Here is a 26,009-nt window from a genome sequence, read left to right on the forward strand (position 1 = left end):
CCCGCCACACCTTCAACGGAGATCATCATGAGCAACTCGTTCCTGCACCGCATCCTGGCCACCGACAACGGCTCGGCCGCCCTCGCCTTGCGCATTCCCGTGGGCATCATCTTCGCCGCACACGGCGCGCAAAAGCTGTTCGGCTGGTTCGGCGGCTACGGCCTGGAAGGCACCGGCCAGTTCTTCGGCTCCGTGGGCCTGAACCCGGGCTACCTGATGGCCCTGCTGGCCGGCGCGGCCGAGTTCTTCGGTGGCCTGGCGCTGATCCTGGGTCTGCTGGTTCGCCCGGCGGCCGCGGCCCTGGCCTTCGCGATGCTGATCGCCATCTTCGCGGTGCACATCGGCAACGGCTTCTTCATGGACAAGGGCGGCTACGAATACGCACTGGCCCTGTTCGCGGCCTCGCTGTCCCTGCTGTTCAGCGGTGGCGGCCGACTCTCGGTCGACCGGACCCTCACCGGAGAACGCTGATGCCACGCCTGCCCAGCCTGTTTGTCTCGCACGGTGCACCCACGTTTGCCATCGACCCCGGCGTGGCCGGCCCCCGGCTGACGGCGCTGGGCCGCTACCTGCCCCGTCCGCAGGCTGTGCTGGTGGTGTCACCGCACTGGATGACGCCCACGCCACGTGTGGGCACCGCTGCACAGCCCGGCACCATCCACGACTTCGGCGGATTCGATCCGGCGCTGTACCAGCTGAGCTACCCGGCCTCAGGCCACGCCGCACTGGCCCGGCGCGCCATCGAGCGACTCTCGAAGGCGGGATGGTCGGCGCAGGCCGACGAGCGGCGCGGCCTGGACCATGGCGCCTGGGTGCCGCTGCTGCACCTGTTCCCGGAGGCTGAGGTGCCGGTGTTCCAGGTCTCACTGCCCTCGCGGCTGGATGCGCCGCGCGCCTGGGCCTTCGGGCAGGCATTGGCCCCGCTGGCCGAGGACGGTGTGCTGATCGTCGGTTCGGGCAGCCTCACGCACAACCTGTACGAGTTCCGCTCAAGCCATGGTGCCGATGAAGCCTATGTGTCTGCATTCGCCGGCTGGGTGCGCGAAGCGGTGGAACAAGGCGACAACGCCCGCCTGCTGCGCACGCTGGACGACGCTCCGGGTGCCCGGCGTGCGCATCCGACGGCGGAGCACTTCTGGCCACTGCTGGTGGCGGCCGGTGCGGCCGATGCCGGCGCCGGCGCCCCGCCGGCCACCGTGATCGAAGGCGGCATTGCGCATGGCGTGCTGGCCATGGATTCCTACGCGTTCGGCCTGGCCGCCGCCTGAAGTCTTCCAGAACTAGGCGACAGACACCCTGGCCAGACCCAACATCCTGATGTTTGGAGATGGCGAGTGGATCGAAGGACCGACCCGGTCGCAGTGGCGTCAGCAGCAGCGATGGCTGGGCGAGGTCACGCGCCCGGTGGTGATCGAAATCGGAGCGGGCACCGCCATCCCGTCCGTGCGGTACTTCAGCCAGGAAATGATCCACCGACACGGGGGGCGGCTCATCTGGACTGCTCACGGGTGTCCAGGAAACCCGGAGCGATTCAACGCTCCCAGACCAGACTGCAATCGGGAGTGATCAGTACCCCATGCCATCGGTCCACCTTTCTGAGCAATCCCCGCTCGATCAGGATGGCGATGTGCCTGGCGACCGTTTCGCGACGGGTGCCCAGCACACTGGCCAGTTCGGTGTGGCTGGGAATGCGGAAGGCGTGGTGGCCCTCTTCCGCTGCAATCAGGTGCAGGGCCGCGCAGACCTTGGCCAGGTAGCTGTCCTCGCGCAGCAGGCGCGACCAGTCGGCCATGCAGCCCAGGAAGTCGGCAGTGATTCTGTACAGCGCCTGCTGAAACTGCGACTGGGGCATGGCGATGTCGTTGACCGCTTGCACCGGCAGTTCGCAAATGCGCGTCGGCGTGATGGCCAGCAGGCTCAGCAGCGCGGGCTGCCCGAACGGCTGCGTGAAGCCGACCAGACGCCCCTTGCCCGCCAGCATGATGGTCTTGCCGTCGCCTCCGGGCCCTCGCCTCAGGCCCTTGAGCAGCCCGACCTTGACCACGCCAAGAACCTGGCCGTGAGCGCCCTGTGTTTCCACCGCCTCGCCTACCGCCACCGAGCGTTCTCGCACCAGTGACCGGAAGTGTTCGTGTTGGGGTGATGGCAGCACCGCCAGCAGGCAACGCCCCCGGGTGGAGCAATGGTCGCATCGGGGCGTGGTGCCCGGTCCTCCAGTTCGCAGGGAGTTCTTGCTGATGTTCACGGGAAATTCTCGGAAATCCTTCATGGGTCACACCGCATGTGCAACCTCTGATCGACAACGCCCAACCGCTTGCGCCTGCTCCTTCGGCGCGTACCGCATGGTACCGGCGCAGCTTCTCGCTGCATCAGTTTGTAACAGGGCGCGTGTGCGTCTGATCACTAAGCACGCTTTTTTCTGATAGCAAACCGACGCTGTTCTGTCACTGATCAATGTCAAAGCCCTGCATGTGGAGGCCACGCATGGCCGGGCGACATGAAAAAAGTCTGGCCCATGACCTGCCCAAACACGGTCCATGCGGCGCCCTGACGACACACGGCCTCGCCAGATGGACCTCCATGCGCGCGTTTGATCACTGAGCGGCCAGATAGACCAAAAGACCACCCATTTCTGCGCTTCAGGGCGACTTTCCGTCGTCGATGCTGAAGGTTCCAGCCATCCTTGCGCCTGCCCGTGTCGGTCGCAGTCAAGGCCATGGACGGATATCCGGATGACCAAAGGCTTCTGCCGGTGTGCCGAAAGCCTCCTGCGTTCAACTACACGAGGATTAGACGTGCGCATCCTTTCAAACATCAAGATTGGCAAACGACTTGGCCTGGCCTTCGGTGCCTTGCTGCTGCTCATCGTGGGCATGGCCACCACGGGCTTCGTGGGTGCAGCCAAGCTGTCGGCAGAAAGCCGGACCATCTACGAAGACCGTACGGTGCCCCTGGGCAACCTGGCCACCATCAACCAGCTGATGCTGGCCAACCGGGTGCTGGTCATGGACACACTGATCAACCCGCAATCCCTGGACAAGAACCAGTCCATGGTCCAGGCCAATGCCACACGCATCGGCCAGCTGTGGGACAGCTACATGGCGGGTGATCTGGCCCCAGAGGAGGCAAGACTGGCGCAAGCCTACACACCGGCACGCGCTGCTTTCGTCAACGACGGCCTGATGGCGGTGCTGACCGCGGTGCGCAATGGCGATCTCGAGGCTGCCCGGCGGATCCACAACGACAAGCTCGAACCCCTGGCCCAGACCGCCATCGGTCTGTCGGACCAGCTCACCCGTCACCAGATCGACGTGGCGGCACAGGAATTCAAGCTGTCTCAGCAGCTGGAGGTGATGGTGGAAGTGGCGATGATCTGCGCCTCCGGCCTTGCCCTCCTGATGGGTGTGGGGCTGGCCATTGCGATCACACGCTCCATTACACGCCCCATCAACGAAGCGGTGAAGGTGGCCACCACAGTGGCCGCCGGTGATCTGACTTCGAACATTGAGCCCCAAGGAGAGGACGAGGCCGCTGACCTACTGCGCGCGCTCAAGGCCATGAACGACAGCCTTGTCAAGGTGGTGGGTGAGGTGCGCGGGAACGCTGAAAACGTGGCCACCGCCAGTGCGCAGATCGCACAAGGCAACGCGGACCTGAGCCAACGCACCGAGGAGCAGGCATCGGCGCTGGAAGAAACCTCTGCATCCATGGAGCAGATGGGGTCGAGCGCCAGCCAGAACGCCGACAATGCCCGCCAGGCCCACCAGTTGGCATTCAGCGCAAGCACGGTGGCCCGGCAGGGGGGCTCCGTCGTGGGTCAGGTGGTGCAGACCATGCGCGACATCAACGACAGCAGCCGCAAGATCAGCGACATCATCGGCGTGATCGACGGTATCGCGTTCCAGACCAACATCCTGGCCCTGAACGCCGCGGTGGAAGCGGCTCGGGCTGGCGAACAGGGCCGTGGCTTTGCGGTGGTGGCCGGAGAAGTGCGCAACCTGGCGCAGCGCAGCGCAGAGGCCGCCAAGGAGATCAAGGCGTTGATCGGGGCCAGCGTTGAACGTGTCGAGCAAGGAAGCACACTGGTCGATCAGGCGGGTGTCACCATGCAGGAAATCGTTTCTTCGATCCAGCGCGTCAGCGACATCGTCGGCGAGATCAGCAGCGCCAGTGTCCAACAAAGCGCCGGTGTCGGCCAGGTCAGTGAGGCCATCAGCCAGATGGACCAGACCACCCAGCAAAACGCGGCCCTCGTCGAGGAGTCCGCCGCAGCAGCAGCCAGCCTCAAGAACCAAGCCAACCTGCTTGTGCAGGCGGTTGAGCGGTTCAGATTGGACAGCAGCGCCAACCGGGACTCAACAGGCTGTCTGCCGGCAAGCCCGTCGGATCAGTCGACTTGATGGCACCACTCAACCCGAGGCGGCACGGGCCTGTTGCAGCCGAAGTCTCAGGTCCATGCTGGTTCGCGCCAGACCAGAGAAATCAGGCAACGCGAACTCGCGGGCGAAGGGTGACTGTCCCAGGTGTTCACAGCTCAGAGAAACGGCGGTCACGGCATGCAGCATTTCCTGGGATGCCAGTGCAAGATCTTCGTTGGTGACGGGCGTTGGCAGCCGGCCATCCCCGCCGGCAAGGTCGCGCCCAATCAGCTCCACGATGCAGGTGCCAGCCCCATGGATGCCGGCTACCAGATCCAGCAGCAGATCGCACTCCGGATCGAAGATGCCGGCGACCCCGGCAAGCCTGTCCGCCCTTCCGTCCTCCAAGTGGTCCTGCAGACACTCGGACAACGCGACCAGTCTCCGCGCCTCGATACAGGCTTGCTCGAATGCTGAAAGTTCCATGCTTGCAGTCACCGATTGAACGTTGACAAAGCGCCAGCAACTGCAGGACCGGTGCAGGCGCGAGCCACATCCTAGCGAGCGACTGCGGCGATCGGCTCACATGCAAAAAGCCTGTGTGCGTCTGATCACTAAGCACGTTGATTTTCATGGCAAATCGCAGTTTTCCTGTCGATGATCAAGGCCATGCGAGGCGTCTGCACGCCCGATCCATGCCGCCAAGCGCCTTCCCGAGCGACCTGGCAACAAACGTTCCTTAAAGAGGAGGCAACGCTTTGCTGGACAGCACCGATGAACTCTATGACCTGACCTCCTGGTTGCTGATCCTGGAGAAAGTCGTCGAGCAAAGCGCCAACATGGTGGTGATCACCGACGCAGAGCAGCGCATCAGATGGGTGAACCAGACCTATACCCGGGTGACCGGATGGTCGCTGGACGAAGTGCAGGGCAGACGCGCGGGTGAGGTGCTGCGCGGACCGCTGACCGACAGACGGGTCAGCCAACGCCTGGGCAACCAGCTGCGACTGGGACGATCGGTCTCCGGCGCCGAGATGATCAACTACCGCAAAAACGGCGAGCCCTACACCGTCACGCTGAACATAGAACCCATCCGCGATGGACGGGGTCAGGTGCTGGCCTATTTTTCCATCCAGAGCGATGTCAGTGAACGGCGGGCGCTCGAGAGTGCCAACGTCCAACTGCAGCACCACCTGCAGGTGGCACAGCGCCTGGCGCGGCTTGGCCGCGTAGAGTTCAACGCCGACACGAAGTCGATGCAGTGGTCCAGCGAGGTGTATTCGATTCTGGAACTGCCCGAGGAAGGAACACCCAAGACCTTCCGGGATCTTCTCAAATACGTCTGCCCCGAGGCACAACAGGACCTGCAACTTCGCCTGCAGCGCGTCATGCAAACCGGAGACGAGTTCGACCATGAACTGCCGATCACGACCCACCGTGGCCGCCGACGCTGGGTTCGCTGCCGCGGGGTCCCTGAAAGACACGGCACCGGCATCCGTTCTCCAGGTACCTGGACCATCCAGGATGTCACGGTCTACAGGGAACTGCTCGAACAGAAACGCCTGACCAACGAGAAGCTGCAGGCCATGGTCGAAGAGCGAACGCGCCACCTCGAAGAGGCCAACCAGTCACTTGAAGCGTTTTCACACGCCCTTTCGCACGACCTGAAAAAGCCGATCCGGCACATGGTCAGCTACGCCCAGATCGTGCAGGAGACCCTGGCCTCGGACGACATTGCAACTGCCAGGGCCTATTGCCACAAGATCGTGGATGCGGGCATGCGCATGCAGTCCCTGATTGACGGCATGCTGGAGTTCTCGCGCATGGGACGCAGAGGTATCAGCCCGGTCTGGGTGGCGATGTCACAGCTGGGCAAGGACTGCCTGGGTGATGTCGCAGCGTCCTTTCAGGATCGGCCATTTTGCGTGACCGGACTGGAGTCCCTGCCAGAGGTCTGGGCAGACCCGGTGTTGCTGCGGGAAGTCTGGGCCAACCTGATCGACAACGCGTTCAAGTACAGCGCCGAACAGGCGTTGACCAGGCTGGACTTCGCCTGTGATGTCACCCATGGGGACTGGACCCTTTCGTTGCGGGACAACGGCTGCGGCTTCAACGACTCGATGCACTCGCACATCTTCCAGATGTTCGGGCGCGCGAATCCCGATGCTGCCATCGCAGGCGACGGGATTGGCTTGGCCTTGTGCCAGCGCATCGTGCAGGCACACGGAGGACGTATCTGGGCAGAGTCTGTGCCTGGTGAGGGTTCGACCTTCTACGTCCGTCTGCCACGAAGAATGACAGGATCCAACTTCGGAGATCTCTGACAAGGACAGGACCCAACGGTCTGTCAGCGCGCTCCACAGACGCATCGCCCGGCTACGCCCCAACAGATGGGGTCAATCGTGCTCGCAATGCACCCATCACCAGATCTTCCAGGGTGCCTTGGTGCTGGCCCAGAGGCTTTCAAGATAGTTCTTGTCGCGCAGCGTATCCATGTTCTGCCAGAAGCCCTCGTGGCGATGTGCCGCCAGCTTGCCTTCGTGCGCCAGTTGCGTGAGAGGCTCCTGTTCCAGAACGCATTCGTCGCCCGGGAAATAGTCGAACACCCCGGGCTCCATGACGAAGAAGCCACCATTGATCCACGCCCCGTCCCCTTTGGTCTTTTCGCTGAAGTTGTGGATCTTGCTATCGTCCTCTTTGAGGGCAAAAGCCCCGAAGCGCCCAGGCGGCTGCACGGCGGTCAAGGTCGCCACCGCTTTCTGCTCATGGTGAAAAGCCAGCAGCTTGTTCATGTCCATGTCGCAGACGCCGTCCCCATACGTCAGGCAGAACGCCTCACCCTCCACATAGTCCTTGATTCGCTTGATGCGCCCGCCGGTCATGGTCGTTTCGCCGGTGTCGACCAATGTCACCCGCCACGGCTCGGCCTGGGTGTGGTGCACGTCCATCTTGTTGTTCTTGATGTCGAAAGTGAAATCGGCCGTGTGGAGGAAATAGTTGGCGAAGTACTCTTTGATCACATAGCCCTTGTAGCCGCAGCAGATGATGAAGTCGTTGATTCCCGCCTTGGAATAGATCTTCATGATGTGCCAGAGCATGGGCTTTCCACCAATTTCGATCATGGGTTTGGGCTTGGTGGCACTTTCCTCGCTGATCCGGGTTCCGTAGCCTCCCGCCAAAATGACTGCTTTCATTTCCTTGCGCCCTTGCCTGGGTTGTTCAATCTGTCCGAATGAGAAATATTGAGGGGCTGGCTCAGCCGCTTTCAGCGAACGCCCATTTTCCAGAAATCATGAGGGGACAAATCCTTCATCTTCCTGCCGGAAAAAATCACTTTCAGCACCACCCACACCGGCACCACAATGTCGTGAATCATCCTGGCCAACAGGATCGGCACGCACGCCAGCATGAGCAAATACGAATCCGCTCCACGCCGGATATAGGCCAGCGACCGGAAGAACAGGTGGATTTTGCGAATCACATGGCCCAGATAGGTCAGAGCCGGGTGGCGTGCGTGCTGCGGCACGTCATGCGCCGGTTTGCTGGTCATGGTCTTGCGCCACAAGGGCTTGTCCAGTGATGCCAGAACGAAATTGCCCTTGGCCGCCAGGAAATACAGGGATGGGAAAGCAACGTTGTAAACCGTGGTGATTTTCGGAAACAGCCACAGCTTGTATGCAATGTCCTCGGCGCGCTGGCGCCGGATGAGCGCGTGGTTGCTGCGGTCCAGCAACTGTTTGGTCAGCTTGTAGATTCTCACCAGCGCATACCGGTGCCCGTAGTCTTCAATGACCGGTTCGCCTTCGTATTCCTGCGCCTCTCTGTTGAAGAGGCGGTAGGGGCAGAATGCCAATATCGCGTCGGGTTCCGCGAGCAGTTTGTTGAGCAGAACCTCTACAAACTCCGGCTCCCAGTGGTCATCGGCCGCCGCCCACATGAAAAACTCGCCTGTGGCCTGCTCGGCAACAAACGTCCAGTTGCCGGGCAGCCCGAGGTTCTTCTCCTGCCGCACGTATCTGATCCGAGGGTCCTGAGCGCAGTATTTCTGGCAAATCTGCGCTGTGGCGTCGGTGGATGCGTTGTCGGACAAGATCAGTTCGATATTTCGATAGGTTTGCCCCAGGAGGCAATCCAGCGTGCGCGCCAAGGATTTTTCACCGTTGTACACCGGGACACCAATACTGACCAACGGAGCATTGTTCATTTTTTGCCCAGACGCAGATATTCAGACCCACACCGGTTTCAATTGCTGAAATAGGCGTTTTGCTCGGCACGGAGTTGGTCGCTCAAGCGGCCTTCCGGCACCGTGACATCGTCCATGCACAGCACCTGGTCCTTGGGAACGTCGCGCTTGAGGCGGCATCCCTCGGCCAAACCCATCGGCAGCAGACGGCCCTGATTCACCACCTGCGAGTTTTCGGCCAATCCGTAGGTCATGTAGCCGCCAATGCCATCAATCAATTGACCAGCTTTCAGGTCGATTTTTGCGGTGGCCACCACATCCACGCACGGGCCGGCGATGGGCGCAATGGCCGCATCGGAGAACAACACCGCGCGCGCCACCGTATTGGGTACCTCAAAGTGGCACAGGTGGTAAGGCGTATAGAAGCAATACAGCGGCCCTTCGCCCAGCTTGTACAGATTGAGGTAGTGCTTTTGCTGGGGATGGTCATGGGTGCCCAGCACAAAAACGCCCGGGTTGGGAGCGGCCCCCACCACGTAATCCACAATGCCCGGGCCTTGCAGCAGTTCTTCCAGCGGATACCAATTCACCGCCTCGGTAATGGGAGCGCCGGCTTCCACCGTGGGCCCGAACATGCCGCGTTGGGCCACCCGCATGCCGGTGGCGTTGGCCACAATGGCCTGCTCGTACGAAATCTTGGTGCCATCGGCAAATGAGGTCACCATGGCGGGGTTCTGCCCCCACTTTTTGGCAAATCCTTCCTGCGTGGTCGGATTGCGATAGGGATCGTGCAAGCCCTTGATGTTGCCGCACAGGACGGGCTTCACCCCTATTCCCTTGACGAATCGGTACAGATTCATGATGACGCCGGGTTGGTCGCCATCGACATTGGTCAGCACCACACCCGCTTTATCGGCGTAGACCTTGAGAATCGGGCCCACCGTGCCGTCCAGTTCGGCATTCATCATGATCACGTGTTTGCGGTGCTCAATGGCCTTGAAAACCACCTGGGCGCTGAATTCCACGGCGCCGGTCACCTCGATGATGGCGTCAATGCCCTCCGCCTGACAGAGCAGAAACGCGTCGTCGGTCACCGCATAACGGTCTTGCGCGATCGCATCTTCGAGCTGCGCCACTGTTTCAACCACCACCAAGTCCTGGACATTGGCTTCGTTGTACGCGCGCCGGGCTTGTTCGATGTTCCGGTTGGACACCGCCACCAGCTTCATGCCCGGGGTCGATTGAATGATCTGCAGCGCAACACCGCGCCCCATGAAACCTGCGCCCACCATGGCCACCCGCACCGGGTTGTTCTCGGCCTGGCGCTTCTTCAATGCGCTGTCAATGATGATCATGATTTTTAATATTCAATTCTTAATGCGACACCTGGGCTGGGCGAGCCGATATGGCGGCTATTGCGCTCAGCTGTTCATGTCGGGCCAGCTGGCATCTTTTTCTGAAATCACCTGGACCGCCTGCGGCCAGATGATTCCCAGCGCCGGGTCGTTGTATCGGAGACCGCGCTCCGAACCCGGGTGGTACACCTGCGAAACCTGGTAGGTGACTTCGCAATCGTCCACCAGGGTAATGAATCCATGCGCGAAATGCTGGGGCACGAACAGCATGCGGTGATTGCTGCTGGACAATTCCACACCGATCCATTGCCGGTAGGTCGGAGATTCCGGGCGGATGTCCACGATGACATCGTAGATGGCGCCCTGCGTGCATCTCACCAGCTTGGTTTCGGCATAAGGCGATTCCTGGTAGTGCATGCCGCGCAATGTGCCCTGGTGTTTGCTCAGGGACACATTGGTCTGCACCACCTTGCTAATGAGCCCATGCCGCTCGAATTCGTCCTGGCAGAAAGACCGGGCGAAGAAGCCGCGGGAATCACCGCGTTTTTCCAGATCAATGATGTAGGCGCCCGCCAGTTTGGTTTCGGTGAAGATCATCAAACGCTCCAGAAGAACTTGTCGTCAATCTGACGCGTGCGGATGAGGTATTCAATCTGCTTGAGGCGGGTGAAGGCCCGGAAGTTGAAAATTTCGGGCGCCATGTCGATGCGTTTGAACACTTCGTAGAGTTGTTCGGCACCAATCCTGGCATTTCGTTTGCATTTGAAGCCCAGCTGGTTGCTGATCTTGTCAAACGACACCCGGTAGCTGCGGTTGTCCGCATCGTGCTGGCCAAAACTGAGCGCGCAACCGGTGAAGGTCTCGGCAACGATTTCGGCGATTTCCTTGACCCGGTAATTGTCGGAGGTGGCGCCCACATTGAAGATCTGGTTGTGCACCTTCTCGCGCGGCGCTTCCAGCACGCAGCCGATGGCATCACAAATGTCCAGCACGTGCACCAGCGGGCGCCACGGCTGTCCGTCGCTGGTCATCTTGATTTCCTTGGTGGTCCACGCCAATCCGGACAGGTTGTTCAGCACAATGTCAAAGCGCATGCGCGGCGACGGCCCATAGGCCGTGGCATTGCGCAGGAAGGTCGGGCTGAAATGGCCGGAAGCCAGCGGCGAGACATCTCGCTCGACTTTCACCTTGCACTTTGCGTATGCGGTTTGTGGATCGGTATCGGATTCTTCGGTTCTGAAATCGTCCCCACCGATGCCATACACGCTGCAAGAAGACGTGTAAACGAAACGGCTCACGCCGACGTTCTTGCACTTCTTGGCCAATTCCACCGAGCCCACATGATTGATTTCATAGGTGATGTCGTGGTTGAGCTTGCCCAACGGGTCGTTGGATAATTCGGCCAGATGCAGCACCGCTTCGAATCCCTCAAGGTCTTTTTCGGTGATGTTGCGAATGTCCTTGCTGATCCATTGCGGCGATCTTTTGACGGCATTGAACAGCCAGCCGTCCCGGTAGAAACCGGTATCGATGCCGACCACCTCATGCCCCCGCTCCAGCAGGACCGAACCCAGCAAACTCCCAATATAGCCATCGATCCCGGTAACCAGTACTTTCACAGCCATTCCGCCTTTGTAAATAACTTCAGGTGTTTCGAAAGGTGATTCTGGTGCCTGACCCGATGCACATGATTTCGCCAAACAACCTCAGGCCCCGGAGGGGTATTGTGTTTAGGGCGCACCCAGCACGGCGAAATATTCACCTCGTTTTCGAGGATAGCCCGCCAAGTGTGAACGACTCAATGCCGGATCGCACGAAGCTTGACCTAGCTCAATTTTGAATTGCAATGCAGGCTCGGTTCAGCGCCGATGTGTGGCGCAATCCACTGCATTTAAGTGCAATTTAAGTCGCACATAACCCGCGCTTAAGCCTCGCACATGTACAGCGGCGATGAAGTCCCCTTGAAAACCTGAACCAGCCGGGAAGCATTGAATTCCCATCAACGCAGTCTCTGCATGAAGCAGTCCAGATTCGGCGAAGCGCAGATGGTCGGCCTCCTCAATGAGGTCGAGATGGGTGACCGAAAGCTCTGGCCCGTTGCACGCGACGACTCCGGGGTCATCACCTTCTTCCAGACGCACATGAGGTCCGGAGTTCATCGCTCACGCACTGTCCCCAAACTCTGCTTCTGCCCGGCTCAGGAGTTCGAGGGGACCTCAAAGGAACCTTTGGTCCCCCTGGCTGATCACAGACCTCTTGCGTTTTGGGAACCACATGAGCTATCCAGTACCTGGCAATGAAGCAAAGCGATTGAAGGCTCTGCATGCCTTCCAGATCCTAGACTCGCTGCCACAAAAGATGTTCGATGACATCACGGCACTCGCAGCGGGAATCTGTGGCACCCCAATGGCACTGATCACTCTTGTCGATGCCGAGAGGCAGTGGTTCAAGTCACGCCGAGGTGTTGAACTAAGCGAGACACCTCGCGACGAGTCGTTCTGTGCATACACCATCATGGATTCAGACCATGTGCTCGCAGTCCGTGACGCCGCGCAAGATCCACGGTTCTCCGAACTGTCGCTGGTTGTAGACGGCAACCTCAGGTTCTATGCAGGGGCGCCGATCGTGACAGGAGACGGCCTGGCTTTGGGCGCGGTCTGCGTGCTCGACACAGAGCCTCGCACCATTTCTCCGGAGCTGCAGCGCCAGCTTCAGCGTCTGGCAGATCTGACCATGGGATTGATAGAACACGAGGCTCGGCGGCGGCGCGAGTCTCAGGCGATGTTGGGACTTGTGCGAAGGAACGAACGCGTCATACGGAGTGTCATTGACGAGGGCAGAGAGCTCTGCTCATTTATTGATCCTCAGCACCGCTTTCTGTATGTCAACCCTGCCTATGAGACGCACTGGGTGCAGCCTCGCGAACAGTTGATCGGCATGCACGTTGAGGAGCTACTGGGCCCAGAGCTCTACCGCGACTCCGTCAAAGCGGGGATCAACCAAGCTCTTGCTGGTCACGATGCCCCATTGGAACTTGTGATCGATTTTCCCGGCGTTGGGAAAAGGCATCTGGAGCTCAGATATTTGCCCGCCCACGATGAGGATGGCCGCATTTTCGGCGTGGTGGAGCGCTGTCGTGATGTGACCGACTTGGTTCTTCAAGCCAAGCAACTTCGACAGCACGTGGCGGAGCTGCAGAGGAGAAGAGTTCTGCAGGACAAGTATCTGCACGCCATCTCCCACGACTTGAAAGAGCCGGTGAATGCCATCACCAACGCGACCCCGCTGCTGGTAGAGAAGATGGGTGGAAACTTGTCACCCATAGCAGCACGGTGTCTGAAGTACATCGAGCAGGCCGGGCGGCGGTTAGACAGCCTGCTTGAGGACATGCGCACATTCGGCGAGGTGGAGACCGGTGGGGAACTGTCGAAGTCCGTGCGGCCGGCATTCATTCTGGTGCACACCAGCCTCGCACACATGAAGGATCTTGTTGAACGCTACGAGGTAAGTTTCACCGTGCAGGTTGACGGCGATCTTGTGGTGAATGAGGCGGCGTTCGATCTTGGATTGCGCAGTGCAATCGCGCATCTCCTGAGAACTTCATCATCAACCACGGCACTCATTGATATCAAGCTGGACATCGCTGACGGAATGTCAAGGTTGGCCGTCGTCGACCAGGGCGGCAGTACTCCATTGCCGCGCATCGAATCTGATGACATGAAGGATGAGGCGCAAATGGACAAGGTCACTGAATCCTCCCTTCTCTTGTGGACTGCCCGGCAGATAGCCATGGCCCATGGAGGGTGGCTTCAAGAGGAGTCACCCCTCGAAGGTGGTCGATCCTTGATCTTCATGTTGCCCAGGAGGCTTGTGCATGATGTTTGACCGAGTTGTATTGATCGACGACAACGAAACGGACAACTTCTTTCACCGCATTGCTCTTCAGAAAGCCGGGTTCGAGGGAGAAGTGCTCGAGTTTGATCGGCCAACACATGGGCTCGCATTCCTGTTGAAGGACCAGATTTCTGTACCAACCTGCGTGTTTCTGGACATCAACATGCCATTGCTCAGTGGCTTCGAAGTGGCTCAGTCCTTGACCAGGGAACTGAAGCCTCGTGCGCTCTTCAAGCTCACCATGCTCACATCGTCCAATTGGTCGGAGGACCGGCGTCGCGCACAGGCCTTGCCTCTGATCACAGGCTATCTGGTCAAGCCGCTTACCTCATCTCAGGCGCGAGAGGTGCTCGAACGAGGGTAACGTCAGAACGTGCTGCGAGCCAAGCCTGCTATCTGGAGCAGTGGGCTGCTGCCGGTTTCAAAGACACCTTGTTAAGGCGGAAGATGAAACTGGAGGTGGCAGATGGTCACGAGAAGGAAATTCAGCCGCGAGTTCAAGCTTGAAGCGGTCAAGCTGGTCACCGAGCGTGGGATGACTGTGGCCCAGGCGGCCAAGGACTTGGACGTTCACGAGAACGTGCTGCGCAAGTGGGTTCGTGAGCTGCGAGACGAGCCCCAGGAGGCGTTTCCCGGCAACGGTAAGCAAAGGACCCAGGACGCCGAGATAGCGCGGCTGCGCAAGGAAGTGGCCAAGCTCAAGATGGAGCGCGACATCCTGAAAAGAGCCGCGGCCTACTTCGCGAAGGAGTCGATGTGAAGTTCGGCTTCGTGGCGAAACACCGAGGGGCCTGGCCGGTCAATCTGCTGTGCGAGGCGCTCGGTGTCTCGCGAGGCGGCTTCTACGCCTGGCTCACATGGCCCAGGAGCCGGCGTAGTCTCAGCGACGAGGTGTTGGGTGCGCATGTGCACCAGAGCTTCGTGCGCAGTGACCGCACCTACGGGGCACGGCGTGTGTGGCACGACGTGCTGGAACAAGGTCAGGCTTGTGGTCTGCACCGCATCGAACGGCTCATGCGAGAGCAGGCATTGCGTGCCAGGCCACGGCGACGCGGATTGCCCAAGGACCGTGGCGCGCGCAGTGCCGTGGCCGACAACGGTAAGCGCGCGGTCATCCCACCCTTGAAGGGATTGGTCTAAGCGGCAACGATGGTGTCCACCAAGCGATTTAGGTGGACACCATGAATGAAGCCAAGAAGAAGACCCGCCGGCGGCACAGCGCCGAGCTCAAGCAGCAGATCCTCAGTCAGTGCGCCGAGCCCGGCGCATCGGTGGCCAGCATCGCCTTGTCGCACGGCATCAACGCCAATGTCGTTCACAAATGGCGCCGCGGAGCGGGTGGCTCGCTGCCTGCACTGCAGGCCCCTGCATTCGTGCCGGTAGCTTTGCCGCCCGCGGCGTACGCGCCTGCACCAGACATCCGCATCGATCTGCGCCGTGGCGCCACCACCGTCTCGGTGACCTGGCCCCTGGCGGCGGCCGATCAGTGCGCCGTATGGATGCGAGAGCTGCTCAAGTGATCCGGGTGGATGCCCTGTGGCTGGCCACCGAGCCGCTGGACATGCGAGCGGGCACCGAGACGGCGCTGGCCCGTGTGGTGTTGGTCTTCGGCGCAGCGCGCCCGCACCACGCCTACCTGTTCGCCAATCGCCGCGCCAACCGCATGAAGGTGCTGGTGCACGACGGCATCGGTGTGTGGCTGGCAGCGCGGCGCCTGAACAGCGGCAAATTCGTCTGGCCGCGTGATACGGCAAGCACCGCCTCGCTCACCCGCGCCCAGTTCGATGCGCTGGTGCTGGGCCTACCCTGGCAGCGCCTAGCCGACGGTGGTGTCATCACCGTGGTCTGACTCTGAGGGGCAGACCAGGGCTTGCCAATTGGGGCATGCGCCAATGGTGCGGGTGTGCCAGTGCTGGCACAGTGAATGCCCATGGTGGTCGAGCCTCAATCCCTGCAGAGCCTGAGCGCAGAAGAGCTGCGTGAGCTGACCTCGCGCCTCATGACGCAGCTGCGCCACCAGAGCGCGCTGCTGGACAAACTCACGCACGAGAACGCGCTCTTGAAGCGCATGAAGTTCGCGGCCCAGTCCGAACGCTTCAACCCCGAACAGAAGAGCCTGCTCGAAGACGAGATCGAGGCCGACCTGGCGGCCGTGGCCACGGAGATTGACGCGCTACAGGAAGCGCAAGCGCCGGCCAAGCTGGAAGAGAAGAAGGTGCCCAAACGCGCCCCTCTTCCCGCCAACCTGCCGCGGCGCGAGATCCGCCACGAGCCCGACTCGACCACTTGCGCCTGCGGCTGTCAGATGAAGCGCGTGGGAGAGGACGTAGCCGAGAAGCTGGACTACGTGCCTGGCGTGTTCACGGTGGAGCGCCACATCCGGGGCAAGTGGGCCTGCGCGAAGTGCGAGACCATTCACCAGGTACCCGTCGATCCGCACATCATCGACAAAGGCATCCCCACCACCGGGCTGCTGGCGCAGGTGCTGGTGACCAAGTACGCCGATCACCTGCCGCTGTACCGTCAGGAAGCGATCTTCGGCCGCGCCGGTTTGGCGATTCCGCGCTCCACACTCGCTCAATGGGTGGGCTCATGCGGCGTGCAATTGCAGCCACTGGTCGATGCCATGAGACACGAGCTGCTGCAACACCGCGTGCTGCATGCCGACGAGACGCCGGTGTCCATGCTCAAACCGGGCAACGGAAAGACACATCGGGCCTACCTCTGGGCCTATGCCACGGGTGCCTTCGAGAACACCAAGGTGGTCGTCTACGACTTCTGCGAATCGCGCTCGGGCGAACATGCCCGGCGCTTCCTGGGTGACTGGAGAGGCAGCCTCACCTGTGACGACTTCAGCGGCTACAAGGCCTTGATCGCCAGTGGCGTGACCGAGGTTGGCTGCCTGGCGCACGCACGGCGCAAGTTCTTTGATCTGCACGCGGCGAACCAGAGCCAGATCGCAGAGTTCGCGCTCCAGCAGTTCGGCCGTGTCTACGAGATCGAGCGCGAGGTCAAGGAGCTCAGCGCCAATCAACGCCAAGTCATCCGGCAACAACAAGCGAAGCCGCTGCTCGATGCCCTGCACCAGTGGATGCTGCTGCAGCGCCAGAAGGTGCCCGAGGGTTCAGCGAGTGCCAAGGCGCTGGACTACAGCCTGCGGCGCTGGGAGGCTCTGACACGGTTCGTCCACGATGGGCAACTGCCCGTGGACAACAACTGGATCGAGAACCAGATCCGCCCGATTGCCATTGGTCGAAACAACTGGCTCTTCGCTGGCAGCCTGCGTGCGGGCCAGCGGGCGGCTGCCGTCATGAGCTTGATTCAGTCAGCGCGCATGAACGGGCATGACCCCTACGCCTACCTGCGCGATGTGATGGCAAGCCTGCCCATGCAGCGCGCCAGCCAGATCGGTGAGCTGCTGCCGCACCGTTGGCAGCCCATGAGCTGAGTCGCAGACTGGTAGCCTTGGGGCATGAGCAAGCCCAAGATTGCCAAGCGCTCCACCGTCGTGCAGCGCGTCTACCAACTGCACATCCAGCTCGAATACCTGGAGCCAGCGATTTGGCGCCGGCTCTGGGTGCCCGATACGGTGACGCTGGACAAACTTGATCGCGTCATTCAGACCGCCATGGGCTGGATGAACACGCACATGCATGCCTTCGACGTGAGCGCAGTGCGCTACGCGATACCCGACCCCGATTGGCCGTCCAGAGTCGAGACGAGGGATGAACGGGTGTTCGATCTCAGGGCGGTGCTTGCCGACGGCACCACCGAATTCATCTATACCTACGACTTTGGCGACGACTGGCGCCACCGGATCCATGTCGAGGCGGCCTTGGAGCCCGGCGCGAAGAACACTCGCCCGCTTTGCGTAGCCGGAGCCAACGCCTGTCCGCCTGAAGATGTGGGCGGGCCACCGGGCTACAGCGACTTCTTGCAGGCCATCGTCGATCCCGTGCATCCGGAGCACTTGCATCCGGAGCACTTGGCGATGTGGGAGTGGAACGGCGGGCCGTTCGACCCTGCAGGCTTCGACCTCAATGCCGTGAACGCCGGGATGCGCAAGCTGCGCCTATAGAGCCCCGTCAAGATGGGGCGGCCAGACGCTTACCGACAACGTGCTGAACCGCCAGTTCCAGGCCGATGGCCCGAACCAGAAATGGGTAGCCGACTTCACATACATCTGGACGGCAGAAGGCTGGCTGTACGTGGCGGCGGTGCTGGACCTGTACTCGCGGCGCATCGTGGGTTGGTCGATGCAGGAGAGCATGACCTCGCCGCTCGTGGTGGATGCGCTGATGATGGCCGTGTGGCGCCGGGGCAAGCCGGTGGCCTTGCTGCATCACTCGGACCAGGGCAGTCAGGGTGGATTCAACTGGTCGTTGCAACACCTTCAACCAGGAGGTGTTTATGGGACGACCCGCAGGATGGATGACGCAGTTGACGGGGAGGGACGCAATGCGCTCTCCTGGTGCGCCGTCGCTTCGGCGTGAGACTGAGCGGCAGTTCTGGAAGCAGATCGCGACCGGAATCACGAGCGAGAAGGCGGCAGAAGCCGTGGGCGTGTCGCAGCCGGTGGGCACTCGCTGGTTCCGTCATCGTGGCGGCATGCCATTGTTTCTGTCCAAGCCCGTGTCTACGAGGTATCTGTCATTCTCGGAGCGAGAGGAGATCGCACTCTTGCGAGCTCAAGACGTTGGCGTGAGGGAGATCGCTCGTCGTCTGGGACGTAGTCCATCGACCGTCTCACGGGAGCTGACGCGCAACGCTGCCACGCGAGGCGGGAAGCTCGATTACCGGGCATCAGTCGCGCAGTGGAAGTCCGAGTTAGCGGCCAGACGGAACAAGCCGGCCAAGCTCGTGAAGAACCCGCGTCTGCGCCAATACGTCCAAGAACGGCTGGAAGGCAAGATCCACGATGCCAAGGGAAGAGAGATTGAAGGGCCTCGGCAGGCTGCGTTCATCGGGCGCAACAAGCCCCATCGCGGGGACCGCAAGTGGGTCAATGGCTGGTCGCCAGAGCAGATTTCAAACCGGCTGCTGCTCGACTTCCCGGATGATCTGTCTATGCGCATCTCGCACGAAGCCATCTACCAGGCCCTGTACATCCAGGGTGTCGGCGCCGACTGAATCTTGACCCACCCTGCCGATTGAACTTTGACCCAGGGCTGGTGGCCGGAACCGCGTGATCCCGGCTGTGTACAACTGTAGCTCCTTGCTCCTTTCAGGTGGTTTGGTGGATGTGGGTGGCGCGGCGCTCGCTGTCAGCCGGGATCGACCGGCTTGTCTCTTCGCTCCTGTTCTCGTGCCTTTATGCGCCGCTTCGTGCTGGCCGTGGCCTGGGTGACGCGGTAGCTCTCGTTGCCGGTCTCGACGATGTGGCAATGGTGGGTGAGCCGGTCCAGCAGTGCGGTGGTCATCTTGGCGTCGCCGAACACGTTGGACCACTCGGCGAAGTCCAGGTTGGTGGTAATCACCACGCTGGTGTGCTCGTAGAGCTTGCTCAGCAGGTGGAACAGCAGCGCGCCGCCGGCCTGGCTGAACGGCAGGTAACCCAGTTCATCCAGGATGAGCAGGTCCATACGCAGCAAGCTGGCGGCGATGCGCCCCGCCTTGCCCTGGGCCTTCTCCTGCTCCAGCGCGTTGACCAGGTCGACCGTGGAATAGAACCGCACCCGCTTGCCGTACTCGGTGATGCCGGCCACGCCGATGGCCGTGGCCAGGTGGCTCTTGCCTGTGCCTGGTCCACCCACCAGCACAGCGTTATGCGCGCCGGCCGTGAACTCGCAAGTGGCGAGCTGTGTCACCAGCTTGCGGTCTACCTGCGAGACCTCAAAGTCGAAGCCCGCCAGATCACGGTGCACCGGGAACTTGGCGGTGCTCATCTGGTGGCTGACCGAGCGCTTGGCACGGTCGTTGGTTTCAGCCTTGAGCATCTGCTCGACCAGCCAGCGTGACCGGTCGAGTTCGCCGTTGTTCTGCTCCCCCAGTTCAGCCCAGGTGGCCGCCATGCCATGCAGCCGCAGGGCCTTGAGCTCGGTGATGACGTCACGCATCGGGCACCTCCTCCTGTCCCACCTCCACCGCGATGCGGCGCAGCTGGTCATAGCGTGCCGTATCGGCCTTGGGCGGCGTCAGGGTGACCAGGGCCGTGGCCACGTTGGGCGGGCGCGGCGGCGCCGTCAGCCTGGCCAGTACGTTGGCCACGTGCTCGGGGCTGACCCGGCCGCTGAGCCCGGTGTGCTCTAGCGCCAGCTCGGCCGCCACCAGCACCGCATCCAGGCCGGCCACGCTGACCATCGCCAGCACCTGCGCCATCAGCCGGTCACCACCGGCGTGCCGCAGCAGCGCCTGGCGCAGCTTGGCCAGCGGCGCGGGCAGGTCCATGAACGGTGCGCCGTTGCGCAGCGCCCCGGGCTTGCGCTGCACCAGCGGCACGTAGTGCTGCCAGTCGTAGACCGTCTTGCCTTTGCCGCTCTGGCGCGCATGCTCGGCAATGACCCGGTCCTCGCTCACGATCACCACCCGCGTGGGGTAGAGCCGGGCGCTCACGATGTGCCGCGCCAGTTCGCACGGCACCGAGTAGCGGTTGCGTGCCACCGTTACCAGGCAGGTGCTGCTGACGCGGCTGAACTCCTGCACGTAGCCGTCGAAGGCCACGGGCATGGGCATGAGGTGCTCGCGCTCGAGATCGAGCATCTCGGCCACGCTGAAGGCCTTGTGTTCGGGGTGACGCAGCTCGGACCACAGGGCCTTGCAGCGTTCGCCCAGCCAGGCGTTGAGTTCGTCCAGGGTGGCAAAGCGCTGCTCACGTGCGTCCAGCCAGATCCGCCGTCGGCTGTCCTGCACGTTCTTCTCGACGACTGTTGGCGCCGATTCAAATCTGACCAGGCGTGCCGATTGAATTTTGACCAGGGGCCTGCACCGGGTTTTTTGATGCCCGGTTGTGGATAACTATACGGTCATCGCTGCTTCTTGCATCTCCTTCTTGCTGCGTTGTGCATGGCCGCAAGCCAGCTGCGAAGGGCGTAGCCCGCAGCAGCCTGCTGGCGGCCAGGTAATTCAGAATGGCTCGGGCGTAGTGGCCTGGAGAGCCGACTTGCCTTTGTCTCGTGCCTGCTCACGTGCTTTGCCCTTGGCCTTGACCTGCGCTGAGCTGTGGCGGAACCGGTAGGACTCGTTGCCCGTCTCCACGATGTGGCAATGGTGCGTCAGCCTGTCCAGCAGTGCCGTGGTCATCTTCGCGTCGCCGAACACGCTGGACCACTCGGCAAACGCCAGGTTGGTCGTGATCATCACGCTGGTGTGCTCGTACAGCCGGCTGAGCAGGTGGAACAGCAGCGCCCCGCCGGCCTGGCTGAACGGCAGATAGCCCAGCTCATCGAGGATGAGCAGGTCCACATGCAGCAGGCTGGCAGCGATGCGCCCCGCACGCCCCTGGGCTTTCTCCTGCTCCAGCGCATTGACCAGATCGACCGTGGAGTAGAAGCGCACCCGTTTGCCGTGCTGGGTGATGGCCGCAATGCCCAGCGCGCTGGCCAGGTGCGTCTTGCCCGTGCCAGGGCCACCGATCAGCACCACGTTGTGGGCTTGGTCGGTGAACGCGAGGCTGGCCAACTGACTGACCAGCACCCGTTCCACCGCTGAGGCCTCGAAGTCGAAGCCGGCCAGATCCCGGTGCATGGGGAATCGTGCCGCCTTCATCTGGTAGGACACCGAACGCATCGCCCGGTCCACCCCTTCGGCCTGCAGCAGGTGCTCCAGCAGCCAGCGTGCACTCTGCAGCGCCGCCGTCTCCCCTTGCCCCAGCAGATCATCCCAGGCGCTGGCCATGCCGTACAGCCGCAGGCTCTTGAGTTCGCTGGCAATCTCAGTTCGCATGGCCAGCCTCCTGGGCGTCGGCAGCGCGCAGCCGGTCGTAGCGGTGGGTGTCGGCGCGTGGCGCCTCGCGCAGCGCCAGGGCCGTGTCCGCCGGTGGCGGACGCTGCGGATCACTCAGGCGCGCCAGCACGTTGCGCACGTGCTCCACGCTGATGTGTCCGCTGGGCGTGGCGTGTTCCAGCACCAGTTCCACCGCCACCAGCAGCGTGTCCAACCCTGCCGTAGGCACCAGGGCCAGCACCTCCGAGAGCACCCGGTCACCACCGGTGTGGCGCATCAGGGCATGACGCAGTTGCGCCAGCGGCCGGGGCATATCGGCAAACGGTGCGCCGTTCCTCAGTGCCCCGGGCTTGCGCTGCACCAGCTCGATGTAGTGCTGCCAGTCGAACACCGTCTGCCCCCGGTTGAGCACCCGCTCGTGGCTGGCCACCAGCGCGTCCCCAGCGACCACGTCCACGCGGCCGGGATACAGCCGCGTGCTCACCATGTGCCCGGCCCACTCGCAGGGCACCGAGTAGCGGTTGCGCGCCACCGTCACCAGGCAGGTGCTGCTGACCCGCGCGGGGCGCTCCACGTAGCCGTCAAACGGCGCTGGCATGCCCATGAGGTGCTCGCACTCGAGCTGCAGCACCTCGGCAATGCTCAGCTCCCGGTGCTGCGGGTGCGGCGTGTCCGCCCACACCGCCTTGCAGCGCTCGGCCAGCCACGCGTTGAGTTCGGCAAAGCTGGTGAACTTGCGCTCTCGCGCTTGCAGCCACACCCGTCGCCGGCTGTCCTGCACGTTCTTCTCCACCACCCCCTTCTCCCAGCCCGAGGCCACGTTGCAGAAGTCCGCATCAAACAGGTAGTGGCTGCACATGGCCGCAAACCGGGCGTTGACCACCCGGCCCTTGCCCTTCTTGACCTTGTCCACCGCCGTCTTCATGTTGTCGTAGATGCCCCGGCGGGCCACGCCGCCGAGCGCCGCAAACGACCTCGTGTGCGCGTCAAACAGCATCTCGTGCCCCTGGCTGGGGTACGCCACCAGCCAGAACGCGCGCGAGGCGCACAGCTTCAGGTGCGCCACCTGCGCCTGGTGGTACACCCCGCCCACCACGATGCCTTCCTCGCTCCAGTCAAACTGGAACGCCTCGCCCAGCTCGAAGCTCAGCGGCACAAACGCCTTCGTGGTGTCCTTGCCCGAGTCCTGTCGCCACGCCCGGATGAAGTCCGTCACCGCGCTGTAGCCGCCCCGGTAGCCTTGAGCCTGGATCTGCACAAACAGCGCCCGCGCCGTGCGCCGCTGATCCCGAGCTCGGTGGGCATCCGTCTTGAGCGCCGCCACCAGCGTCGCCTCGAACGCCGAGAGCTTGCCCATCTTCTGCGCCCGCTCATACCGCGGCTCCATCGCCGCCGGCGCCTTCAGCCACTTCTTGACGGTGTTCCTGGCCAAACCCGTCTTCCTCGAGATCTCGCTGATCGAAATCCCATCGCGCATCTTCATGCGCCTGACCTTGCCAATCATGTCCATGGTGATCACCTCTTTTGCTCCTGCCAAAAAATTCAGCAGTCGCGTGATACACCCTGGTCAATTTTGAAGCGGCACTCCCGCCTTCAGATGGTCAGTTTTCGGTCGGCGTCAACATGCTCTGACCTTTGCACCGGTAAAAGCGCTAAAGCAAAAGGCCCCAAGTATCTCTACTTGGGGCCTTTCTCAATAATAGCCTGACGATGACCTACTTTCACACGGGAACCCGCACTATCATCGGCGCAAAGTCGTTTCACTGTCCTGTTCGGGATGGGAAGGAGTGGTACCAACTCGCTATGGTCGTCAGGCATAACTTGTTGCCTGGCTGAACGGGCTGTTCAGCCAGACGAATTCATAGAGTTTCGAATCAGCTGTTTTTGATTGCTGCCAACGTCATGATATTAGTCATGAGGGCATAAGACATTTGCACGAACCGTCTTTTCAGACACGTGGTTTCGTCAAAGTTATAGGGTCAAGCCTCACGGGCAATTAGTATCGGTTAGCTTAACGCATTGCTGCGCTTCCACACCCGACCTATCAACGTCGTGGTCTTCAACGACCCTTTAGGGGGCTCAAGGCCCCGGCAGATCTAATCTTGGAACGAGTTTCCCGCTTAGATGCTTTCAGCGGTTATCTCTTCCGCACTTAGCTACCCGGCAATGCCACTGGCGTGACAACCGGTACACCAGAGGTGCGTCCACTCCGGTCCTCTCGTACTAGGAGCAGGCTTCCTCAAATCTGCAGCGCCCACGGAAGATAGGGACCAAACTGTCTCACGACGTTTTAAACCCAGCTCACGTACCTCTTTAAATGGCGAACAGCCATACCCTTGGGACCGGCTACAGCCCCAGGATGAGATGAGCCGACATCGAGGTGCCAAACACCGCCGTCGATATGAACTCTTGGGCGGTATCAGCCTGTTATCCCCAGAGTACCTTTTATCCGTTGAGCGATGGCCCTTCCATACAGAACCACCGGATCACTATGTCCTGCTTTCGCATCTGCTCGACTTGTCAGTCTCGCAGTTAAGCACGCTTATGCCATTGCACTATTAGCACGATGTCCGACCGTACCTAGCGTACCTTCGAACTCCTCCGTTACACTTTGGGAGGAGACCGCCCCAGTCAAACTGCCTACCATGCACTGTCCCCGATCCAGATAATGGACCTAGGTTAGAACCTCAAACACACCAGGGTGGTATTTCAACGTTGGCTCCACAAGATCTAGCGACCCTGCTTCAAAGCCTCCCACCTATCCTACACAGATCTGTTCAAAATTCAATACAAAGCTACAGTAAAGGTTCATGGGGTCTTTCCGTCTTTCCGCGGGGAGATTGCATCATCACAAACATTTCAACTTCGCTGAGTCTCAGGAGGAGACAGTGTGGCCATCGTTACGCCATTCGTGCAGGTCGGAACTTACCCGACAAGGAATTTCGCTACCTTAGGACCGTTATAGTTACGGCCGCCGTTTACTGGGACTTCGATCAAGAGCTTGCACCCCATCAATTAATCTTCCAGCACCGGGCAGGCGTCACACCCTATACGTCCACTTTCGTGTTTGCAGAGTGCTGTGTTTTTAATAAACAGTCGCAGCCACCTATTTTTTGCAACCCATTCGTGCTCAGATGTTCTCATCACACTACTAGGGCACACCTTCTTCCGAAGTTACGGTGTCAATTTGCCGAGTTCCTTCTCCTGAGTTCTCTCAAGCGCCTTAGAATACTCATCTCGCGCACCAGTGTCGGTTTGCGGTACGGTCAATTACAAGCTGAAGCTTAGTGGCTTTTCCTGGGACCTCGTTCAGTTACTTCGCGAGCAAGCTCGCTCGATCGGCAGCCTCGGTATATGACGGGCGGATTTGCCTACCCATCGCCTACATCTGCCTAAACCGGGACATCCAACACCCGGATAACCTATTAAGATCCGTCCCCACATCGCACTTGTAATCGGTACAGGAATATTGACCTGTTTCCCATCAGCTACGCATCTCTGCCTCGCCTTAGGGGCCGACTCACCCTACGCCGATGAACGTTGCGTAGGAAACCTTGCGCTTACGGCGAGGGGGCTTTTCACCCCCTTTAACGCTACTCATGTCAGCATTCGCACTTCTGATACCTCCAGCAGCCTTTACAAGCCACCTTCACAGGCTTACAGAACGCTCTCCTACCACTTGCAATAAATTGCAAATCCGCAGCTTCGGTAACTGGCTTAGCCCCGTTACATCTTCCGCGCAGGACGACTCGATCAGTGAGCTATTACGCTTTCTTTAAATGATGGCTGCTTCTAAGCCAACATCCTGACTGTTTTAGCCTTCCCACTTCGTTTCCCACTTAGCCAATTTTAGGGACCTTAGCTGGCGGTCTGGGTTGTTTCCCTCTTGAGTCCGGACGTTAGCACCCGGTGCTCTGTCTCCCAAGCTGTACTCTGCGGTATTCGGAGTTTGCCTTGGTTTGGTAAGTCGCCATGACCCCCTAGCCAAAACAGTGCTCTACCCCCGCAGGTAATACTTGAGGCACTACCTAAATAGTTTTCGGAGAGAACCAGCTATTTCCAAGTTTGTTTAGCCTTTCACCCCTATCCACAGCTCATCCGCTGGTTTTGCAACACCAGTCGGTTCGGACCTCCAGTACCTGTTACGGCACCTTCATCCTGGCCATGGATAGATCACTTGGTTTCGGGTCTACACCCAGCGACTGAATCGCCCTATTCGGACTCGGTTTCCCTACGCCTTCCCTACTCGGTTAAGCTTGCCACTGAATGTAAGTCGCTGACCCATTATACAAAAGGTACGCAGTCACCCTTTCGGGCTCCTACTTTTTGTAAGCATGC

At 60.9% G+C, this 26,009-nt stretch carries 21 protein-coding genes, 2 rRNA genes and 4 pseudogenes (1 of these 27 only partly in view); 13 read left to right on the forward strand and 14 right to left on the reverse strand.

The features are described 5' to 3' along the window. Positions 1-27 precede the first annotated feature (27 nt). Both HPF_RS15475 and HPF_RS15480 read left to right on the forward strand, forming a co-directional pair. A complete protein-coding gene (locus tag HPF_RS15475) occupies positions 28-471 on the forward strand; it encodes a DoxX family protein (RefSeq protein WP_066151743.1) in 444 nt (147 codons plus the stop codon). Continuing rightward, entirely contained in the window at positions 471-1,268 is a 798-nt protein-coding gene (locus tag HPF_RS15480; protein ID WP_133157093.1) for a dioxygenase family protein, read from the forward strand. The genes HPF_RS15475 and HPF_RS15480 overlap by 1 nt, the downstream gene beginning before the upstream one ends. Positions 1,269-1,531: 263 nt before the next feature. On the opposite strand, the gene HPF_RS15485 is transcribed toward HPF_RS15480, so the two are convergent. Next, a complete protein-coding gene (locus HPF_RS15485; RefSeq protein WP_165961717.1) occupies positions 1,532-2,245 on the reverse strand; it encodes a Crp/Fnr family transcriptional regulator in 714 nt (237 codons plus the stop codon). Positions 2,246-2,732: 487 nt separating this feature from the next. Here HPF_RS15485 and HPF_RS24085 point away from each other — a divergent pair, with 487 nt between their 5' ends. Next, positions 2,733-4,400: a methyl-accepting chemotaxis protein gene (locus HPF_RS24085; RefSeq protein WP_133157095.1), complete on the forward strand. Its 1,668-nt coding sequence runs from the start codon at positions 2,733-2,735 to the stop codon at positions 4,398-4,400. 9 nt (positions 4,401-4,409) lie between these two features. Here the strand turns inward: HPF_RS24085 and HPF_RS15495 are convergent, their stop codons facing one another. Beyond that, a complete protein-coding gene (locus HPF_RS15495; protein WP_066151752.1) occupies positions 4,410-4,844 on the reverse strand; it encodes a hypothetical protein in 435 nt (144 codons plus the stop codon). Between the two features lie 272 nt (positions 4,845-5,116). On the opposite strand from HPF_RS15495, the gene HPF_RS15500 reads away from it, so the two are divergent. Then, a complete protein-coding gene (locus HPF_RS15500; RefSeq protein ID WP_066151755.1) occupies positions 5,117-6,682 on the forward strand; it encodes a sensor histidine kinase in 1,566 nt (521 codons plus the stop codon). A gap of 96 nt (positions 6,683-6,778) precedes the next feature. Here HPF_RS15500 and rfbF read toward each other — a convergent pair whose 3' ends face one another. From rfbF to HPF_RS15530, 6 genes are all read right to left on the reverse strand, one after another. Continuing rightward, positions 6,779-7,552 carry a glucose-1-phosphate cytidylyltransferase gene (gene rfbF, locus HPF_RS15505; RefSeq protein WP_066151757.1) on the reverse strand — a complete coding sequence of 258 codons (774 nt, stop codon included), beginning with the start codon at positions 7,550-7,552 and terminating at the stop codon, positions 6,779-6,781. 71 nt (positions 7,553-7,623) lie between these two features. Beyond that, positions 7,624-8,562 carry a glycosyltransferase family 2 protein gene (locus HPF_RS15510; RefSeq protein ID WP_084397043.1) on the reverse strand — a complete coding sequence of 313 codons (939 nt, stop codon included), beginning with the start codon at positions 8,560-8,562 and terminating at the stop codon, positions 7,624-7,626. Positions 8,563-8,600: 38 nt separating this feature from the next. Further along, positions 8,601-9,896 (reverse strand): NAD(P)H-dependent oxidoreductase, encoded by a 1,296-nt coding sequence (locus HPF_RS15515; RefSeq protein ID WP_133157096.1) that lies wholly within the window; start codon positions 9,894-9,896, stop codon positions 8,601-8,603. 66 nt (positions 9,897-9,962) lie between these two features. Beyond that, positions 9,963-10,493, reverse strand: coding sequence for a dTDP-4-dehydrorhamnose 3,5-epimerase (gene rfbC, locus HPF_RS15520; protein ID WP_133157097.1), 531 nt, complete (start codon positions 10,491-10,493; stop codon positions 9,963-9,965). Beyond that, on the reverse strand, positions 10,493-11,521 hold the full coding sequence (locus HPF_RS15525; protein ID WP_243721591.1) for an NAD-dependent epimerase/dehydratase family protein: 1,029 nt from the start codon (positions 11,519-11,521) through the stop codon (positions 10,493-10,495). The genes rfbC and HPF_RS15525 overlap by 1 nt, the downstream gene beginning before the upstream one ends. A 234-nt stretch (positions 11,522-11,755) precedes the next feature. Further along, a complete protein-coding gene (locus tag HPF_RS15530; protein WP_133157098.1) occupies positions 11,756-12,055 on the reverse strand; it encodes a hypothetical protein in 300 nt (99 codons plus the stop codon). A gap of 115 nt (positions 12,056-12,170) precedes the next feature. Here HPF_RS15530 and HPF_RS15535 point away from each other — a divergent pair, with 115 nt between their 5' ends. The 9 genes and pseudogenes from HPF_RS15535 to HPF_RS15580 form a co-directional block, all read left to right on the forward strand. After that, positions 12,171-13,781: a PAS domain-containing protein gene (locus tag HPF_RS15535; protein ID WP_133157099.1), complete on the forward strand. Its 1,611-nt coding sequence runs from the start codon at positions 12,171-12,173 to the stop codon at positions 13,779-13,781. After that, positions 13,771-14,154: a response regulator gene (locus tag HPF_RS15540; RefSeq protein ID WP_066151765.1), complete on the forward strand. Its 384-nt coding sequence runs from the start codon at positions 13,771-13,773 to the stop codon at positions 14,152-14,154. Before HPF_RS15535 ends, HPF_RS15540 begins: the two co-directional genes overlap by 11 nt. A gap of 102 nt (positions 14,155-14,256) precedes the next feature. Beyond that, positions 14,257-14,888: pseudogene (locus HPF_RS23945) on the forward strand (IS3 family transposase); the annotation flags it as partial. An 83-nt stretch (positions 14,889-14,971) separates the two neighbouring features. After that, a complete protein-coding gene (gene tnpA, locus HPF_RS15555; RefSeq protein ID WP_133155655.1) occupies positions 14,972-15,310 on the forward strand; it encodes an IS66-like element accessory protein TnpA in 339 nt (112 codons plus the stop codon). Further along, positions 15,286-15,639, forward strand: a complete 354-nt coding sequence (gene tnpB, locus HPF_RS15560) for an IS66 family insertion sequence element accessory protein TnpB (RefSeq protein WP_133155654.1) — start codon at positions 15,286-15,288, stop codon at positions 15,637-15,639. Before tnpA ends, tnpB begins: the two co-directional genes overlap by 25 nt. A gap of 84 nt (positions 15,640-15,723) precedes the next feature. Beyond that, positions 15,724-17,238, forward strand: a complete 1,515-nt coding sequence (gene tnpC / locus HPF_RS15565) for an IS66 family transposase (protein WP_424955194.1) — start codon at positions 15,724-15,726, stop codon at positions 17,236-17,238. Between the two features lie 24 nt (positions 17,239-17,262). After that, positions 17,263-17,868, forward strand: coding sequence for a plasmid pRiA4b ORF-3 family protein (locus tag HPF_RS15570; RefSeq protein WP_133155652.1), 606 nt, complete (start codon positions 17,263-17,265; stop codon positions 17,866-17,868). A 37-nt stretch (positions 17,869-17,905) separates the two neighbouring features. Continuing rightward, a pseudogene (locus tag HPF_RS15575) lies at positions 17,906-18,154 on the forward strand (DDE-type integrase/transposase/recombinase); the annotation flags it as partial. Positions 18,155-18,221: 67 nt separating this feature from the next. Continuing rightward, a pseudogene (locus tag HPF_RS15580) lies at positions 18,222-18,914 on the forward strand (transposase); the annotation flags it as partial. A 140-nt stretch (positions 18,915-19,054) separates the two neighbouring features. On the opposite strand, the gene istB (HPF_RS15585) reads toward HPF_RS15580, so the two are convergent. The 6 genes and pseudogenes from istB (HPF_RS15585) to HPF_RS15610 form a co-directional block, all read right to left on the reverse strand. Further along, the gene (gene istB, locus HPF_RS15585) at positions 19,055-19,846 is read right to left on the reverse strand and encodes an IS21-like element helper ATPase IstB (protein WP_133157102.1); all 792 of its coding nucleotides are present in this window, start codon (positions 19,844-19,846) and stop codon (positions 19,055-19,057) included. Next, positions 19,839-20,654: pseudogene (locus tag HPF_RS15590) on the reverse strand (Mu transposase domain-containing protein); the annotation flags it as partial. The pseudogene HPF_RS15590 and the gene istB (HPF_RS15585), both read right to left, overlap by 8 nt. 198 nt (positions 20,655-20,852) lie before the next feature. Then, positions 20,853-21,671 (reverse strand): IS21-like element helper ATPase IstB, encoded by an 819-nt coding sequence (gene istB / locus HPF_RS15595; RefSeq protein WP_015586025.1) that lies wholly within the window; start codon positions 21,669-21,671, stop codon positions 20,853-20,855. Continuing rightward, a complete protein-coding gene (istA, locus tag HPF_RS15600; RefSeq protein WP_133157103.1) occupies positions 21,661-23,181 on the reverse strand; it encodes an IS21 family transposase in 1,521 nt (506 codons plus the stop codon). The genes istB (HPF_RS15595) and istA overlap by 11 nt, the downstream gene beginning before the upstream one ends. A gap of 192 nt (positions 23,182-23,373) precedes the next feature. Further along, positions 23,374-23,486: ribosomal RNA gene (gene rrf / locus HPF_RS15605) — 5S ribosomal RNA — on the reverse strand. Between the two features lie 160 nt (positions 23,487-23,646). Continuing rightward, positions 23,647-26,009: ribosomal RNA gene (locus tag HPF_RS15610) — 23S ribosomal RNA — on the reverse strand (it continues 514 nt past the right edge of the window).

Origin of the sequence: Hydrogenophaga pseudoflava (assembly GCF_004353865.1) — a bacterium.
GTDB classification, from domain to species: domain Bacteria; phylum Pseudomonadota; class Gammaproteobacteria; order Burkholderiales; family Burkholderiaceae_C; genus Hydrogenophaga; species Hydrogenophaga pseudoflava.